Annotated in this window: 5 protein-coding genes; 1 reads left to right on the top strand and 4 read right to left on the bottom strand. The window is 29.4% G+C overall.

Annotation, left to right across the window (positions count from 1 at the left end):
• The coding region (locus EZH24_RS08175; protein ID WP_236847125.1) for a beta-eliminating lyase-related protein at window positions 1-401 on the bottom strand (401 nt) is incomplete at its 3' end.
• Window positions 402-580: 179 nt separating this feature from the next.
• Between EZH24_RS08175 and pyrR the strand changes: the two genes are divergently transcribed.
• On the top strand, window positions 581-1,108 hold the full coding sequence (pyrR, locus tag EZH24_RS08170) for a bifunctional pyr operon transcriptional regulator/uracil phosphoribosyltransferase PyrR (RefSeq protein WP_137998650.1): 528 nt from the start codon (window positions 581-583) through the stop codon (window positions 1,106-1,108).
• A gap of 4 nt (window positions 1,109-1,112) precedes the next feature.
• Here the strand turns inward: pyrR and EZH24_RS08165 are convergent, their stop codons facing one another.
• From EZH24_RS08165 to rsmD, 3 genes are all read right to left on the bottom strand, one after another.
• Window positions 1,113-3,140, bottom strand: a complete 2,028-nt coding sequence (locus tag EZH24_RS08165) for a hypothetical protein (protein ID WP_137998649.1) — start codon at window positions 3,138-3,140, stop codon at window positions 1,113-1,115.
• A gap of 2 nt (window positions 3,141-3,142) precedes the next feature.
• Complete coding sequence (locus tag EZH24_RS08160; protein WP_137998647.1) at window positions 3,143-3,460, bottom strand: hypothetical protein; 318 nt, start codon at window positions 3,458-3,460, stop codon at window positions 3,143-3,145.
• A gap of 31 nt (window positions 3,461-3,491) precedes the next feature.
• Window positions 3,492-4,116, bottom strand: a 625-nt coding sequence (rsmD, locus tag EZH24_RS08155; protein WP_236847124.1) for a 16S rRNA (guanine(966)-N(2))-methyltransferase RsmD, incomplete at its 5' end; no start/stop codon positions are given.

The raw sequence follows: 4,116 nt of genomic DNA, 5'->3' as shown, positions 1-4,116 counted from the left end.
ACTATATTAATTTTAGTCATATAATAAGGCTGTTCTTTAAAATAATTTTCTATTATATTTTTTGTTAAAATTCCTCTCTCTGCCTTAACGGTTAATGGCATTATTCCAGCAAGCGAAGAAGCTCCGCCGAGTTCATAATGCATAATATGAGATTCTTCTTCCAAAAGCATCTGATTTGTTTTAGAGCCTAATATTAACATAGGGATTAAATTTCCCATAGTTCCGCTCGCAACGAATATTGATTTTTCTTTTCCCGTAATTTCCGCCGACATTTCCTCAAGTTTATTTACAGTAGGGTCTTCCATATAGACATCGTCTCCGCACTCGGCTTCGTATATCGCTTTACGCATTTCTTCGCTCGGTTTTGTGATTGTGTCCGTTCTTAAATCGTAAATTTTCACAAAATTACTCCTTATTTTTTAAAAATTCTAAATTCCTATAAATATTTGAATATTATACTATATCCGATTATTTTTTCCATAATCTCAAACTGATATATAAACTAATAATATATTTATATTGATTTTTTATAGTTAATATTATAATCTAAAATAAATAAATTTTTTTAAGGAGACATTCGATGAGAATTTTATTAAAATCAGAAGAATATGAGAAAGTCCTTCCAAGACTTGCCGCCGAAGTAATAGAAAAAGAAAATATCGACAAATTGGCGATTGTTGGAATCAGGCGAAGAGGAGATTATTTAGGTATAAGATTAAAAAAACTTATAGAGGAAAAAGTTAATATAGATTTGCCAATCGGAGCGATAGACATTAATTTATACAGAGACGATTTATCGACTCTTTCAGAATTTCCAGAAATAAAAGAAACCGATATTCCGTTCGATATAACGGGAAAAAGCGTATTATTGGTGGACGACGTTCTTTATACGGGAAGAACTATAAGAGCGGCTTTGAACGCTTTATTCGAATACGGACGCCCGCAAAGAGTGTCGCTTCTCGTTTTGATGGACAGGTTCGGAAGAGAGCTCCCAATTTCGGCAAATTATGTGGGCTTGGCTTTGAATGTTCCTAAAGAGCAGTATGTATCCGTCCGAGTAAAAGAATTGGAAGGAGAGGATATAATTCTATTAAAAGATAGAAGTTAATAAATTATTCTCCGAACTTTCTAAAAAGATTGGAATAAATATCGTAGAATTCCGTTTTAGAAAATTCATTTAAATGTTCTTTCGGTAATTTTTCAACTATATTTTTAAAGTATGAAAATAATTTTCTAAATTTATTTATATCGTTTTCGGATAAAAGCAAATCATGTTTAGGTCCGTAGTCTACGCTATTTTTTGTGTCTTCCCTTTCAAACAATTTTTCCGCAAGGTCCAAATCCAACTGTGTTATCTCGCCGTCAAAATCGTCTTTATTGTCTTCGTTTTTATCGACTTTTTCGTTTATTAAAACCGAGTCATCGTTATTCAAACTAAACTCTTCTTCGACTTTGGCATTTAAATCCACATTTTCTTTTTCGGTTTCGTATAGTTCTTTTTCTTTAGGCATTATATACTCCTTTTCTTTTGAAAGCTCGTCAATATCTATAGAATCAAAATCTCCCATAGATATTAACCGATTGACGTTATTATCGTTATTTTTTTTATCTTTATCCTCTTTAATAGATATAAGCTCGATTCCATCTTCGGGTTCTTTCCCCAATATAAAATTTTCCAATATATTAAAATCGTCTTCGTTAATCTCTTTAATCTCGTCCAAATTAAGTTCTTTTAATATTATATCGGCGTTGTTTATATCGTCTTCGTAATATTTATTTTTATTTTGCCGAAGTATATCGTCAAAAATACTCTCTTCTTCGGCGCTCAATTCTCCTATAATTTCAAGTTTGCTCAAAGCCTCTTCTTTTTTTTTTAATTCGTTTTTAGCGATTTCCAAAGGCGTATATTCGGAGTTAATCTCTTCGCTCTCTTCGTCTTCGATTAAATAAGCGTCCTCTCCCAAATAATCTCTATACATTTTTTCTTCTTCGGCGCTTAATTCGTCCGTTATATTGGAATTATCCGAAACCTCGTCATTAACTTTATTTTTTTCTTCCTCTTTTTCTTGTAGAGACTTTATATAATCTTCATGCATCTTTTTGAATTTGGTTATATAATCTTCTGTTTTTTCCTCTTCTTTTATATCTTCGCTTATATCCTCTATTATGTCTCCATTATTTAATTTTTCTTCCGCTTCTTTTTTAATCTTCGACTCTTTATTTTTTTCTTCCTCTTTTTTTTCTTGTAGAGATTTTATATAATCCTCATACATTTTTTTGAATTTATTTATATAGTATTCGGTTCTTTTTTGCTCTTCCTCTTCTTTATTTATTTGAGAGTCTGCACTCGCAAAATTATCTTCCGCATTATTATTTTCTATAGTTTGTTCTTCCAATAAAAAGTTATCTTTTCTCATATTATTTCCCAACGCTTCCAAAATATTTTCTTTATCTTCGTTTATATCTTTATCTTTTGTAAGCAAATCCAATTCGTTTCCCGACATTTCCACTATTTCGCTATCCGAATTTATGTCGTTAATATAATCGCTTTCGTCTATATAATCCGCATTATCGACTGAAGGCACGACAACCTCTTTATCTTCGTAGTCTAAAATTTCATTCTCTTTCTTTAAATTATCTTCTTCCATTAAATCTATTTCTTTCATATCGCCCACATTGTCAATATCGTTTATATTTATATTAAATTTTTCGGAATTATTTTTATAAATATCATTGTCGCTACTTCCAAAAACGGCGTCTTCCAAATTAAATTCTTCCACATCCTCAATATCGGTTAAATCGTCTTCGGTTAAACTTATATTGTTTTCAGTATCGTTATATAAATTATTTTCTTCTTCGGTATATGCATCGCTTAAATCGTTTTCATTCGTTATATTTTCCGTTTCGTTGATTTCGTTAGTTTCGATTGTATTAATAATATTATCTTCAATCTTTTCATTTAAATTTATATTAGAATTATTATTTATATTTATATATTTACTTGTGTCATCTTCTTTATCGACTAAAATCGTTGGAAATTCGTTTTCTTTTATTTCGATATTTTTATCGAGCAGATTGTCGAGTTGATATTCGTCTATCGAAGTATCATTATTAAAAACGCTTATAAAATCTTTTTTCATAATCACTTCTCTTCAAAATTTTTTCTTATAATAGAATATCTATTCGGTATATTTATTATAATATCTTCGGTTATCGGCGTATTATAATCGAATCCTTCAGGCAAATATCCGCTCTCTCTCATTCCGCCTGCAATCTCCAAAACTTCCGCAACGGAAATTCCGTATTTGCAAATATAAACTCCGCCGCTTATAACCGCTCCTCGAACGGTAATATTAATATATTTTTCTTCGGAGTTTAAATTAATCTGAAAAAGTTTAATTGCAATTCCAAATAAAAATACAAATAAAATAAAAGATAAACAAATTATTTTTTCTTTCATAATTTTAGTATATCATTATTTTAATATAATATCAATTAATATTTTTAAATATTATCAAAACATTTTCTCCGTAAATTTTTATCTCGTATTTCAAATTATATTTATAATTTTCCAAAAATTTTTTATAATATTTATAGCTCGATTCAACGATTAAATATCCGTTTTCGTTTAATAAATTTCTTTCGATTATAAGCGATATTACCGTTTCGTAAATTTTTGAATTATAAGGCGGGTCGAAATAAATTATATCGAATTTTTCATTAGTTCTTTTAGCATAATCTTCGGCTGCGATTCTTTTTATTTTATATTTTTCATTTTCGTTTTCAAATATATTTTTCGCGTTTATAAATATATTTTGAATAGCCTCTCTGTCTATTTCCGCAAAAACGCAATATTTTGCTCCTCTGCTTAAAGCCTCGAAACCAATCGCTCCGCTTCCCGAACATAAATCTAAAAATATTTTGTCTTTAACTTCAATTATATTAAATAAAGCCTCTCGCACTTTGCTTTGAGTGGGGCGGAAATCTCTTTTTGGAGCGATTATTTTTTTATTTTTTTTATAACCAGAAATTATATGCATGCTTAAATTATAATATATAACGGATAAAAAACATATATAGAACCGCCTAATAAAAGACGATTCTATATACTCTATA

This window comes from Brachyspira catarrhinii, assembly GCF_005518285.1.
Taxonomy (GTDB): Bacteria; Spirochaetota; Brachyspiria; order Brachyspirales; family Brachyspiraceae; genus Brachyspira; species Brachyspira catarrhinii.
Note: the sequence above shows the minus strand (reverse complement) of the source record. Positions and strands in the feature narration are given on the sequence as shown.